A 940-nucleotide genomic window follows, 5' to 3' on the forward strand; every position below is an offset into this window, starting at 1 on the left:
TTCGACTGCACATTTAATCCCCCGGAGAGGCAGGCGAGACCGCCCTTCGGGAAGATAGCCTTCATGAGCCAGAGCGGTGCTTTCGGCGCGGCCATCCTCGACTGGGCCGCGAGGCACGAGGTTGGGATGAGCAAGTTCATAAGCCTTGGGAACATGGCTGACCTGGACGAGAGTGACTTTATGGAGTACCTCACGGAGGACGATTCCACGGGGGTCATCACGGCCTACATCGAGGGCGTTAAGAACGGTAGGAAGTTCTTTGAGGTGGCGAAGAGGGCCACTAGGAAGAAGCCCGTGATAATCCTCAAGAGTGGGAGAACGGAGGCTGGCGCTAAAGCCGCTGCTTCTCACACTGGCTCTCTGGCTGGTTCTTACGCGATTTATCAAGCTGCTTTCGAGCAGGCGGGCGTTTTGGAGGCTAAAAGCATGCGCCAGCTCTTCAACTACGCGAAGGTTCTTGCCATGCAGAAGCCAGCTAAGGGCAACCGCGTGGCTATAGTTACGAACGGTGGTGGCGCGGGTGTCATGATGAGTGATGGTTTGCTTGAGCGCGGTATGAAGCTTGCCGAGCTTAGTGGGGAGACGAACGAGCGCTTTAGGAAGGCCATCGAAGAGGGCAAGCTCCCGCACCACATGAGTTACAAGAACCCGATTGACATTATAGGGGATGCTCCGTCGAGCAGGTACGAGATTGCCATGAGGTACGCTCTTGAGGATGAGAACGTTGACGTTCTTGTTGTCATAGCGCTCTTCCAGAGTCCGGCTTTGGATGAGGGGATTGTTGAGGCTATGGAGAGGATGGAGGCTTATGGTAAGCCGATAGTGTTTGTGGCCCCGGGTGGAGAGTACCCGGAGAGGATGGCGAGGAGGATTGAGGAGAAGGGCGTTCCGGTTTACGAGACGGTTGAGGATGGAGTGGACGCTGTTTACGCCCTCGTCC

General features: G+C 56.3%; 1 protein-coding gene. It reads left to right on the forward strand.

The annotated features are described in order from the left end of the window. Positions 1–940, forward strand: a 940-nt coding sequence (locus tag PFER_RS11780; RefSeq protein WP_048152728.1) for an acetate--CoA ligase family protein, incomplete at both ends; no start/stop codon positions are given.

The sequence above is a fragment of the Palaeococcus ferrophilus DSM 13482 genome (assembly GCF_000966265.1).
Lineage (GTDB): Archaea > Methanobacteriota_B > Thermococci > Thermococcales > Thermococcaceae > Palaeococcus > Palaeococcus ferrophilus.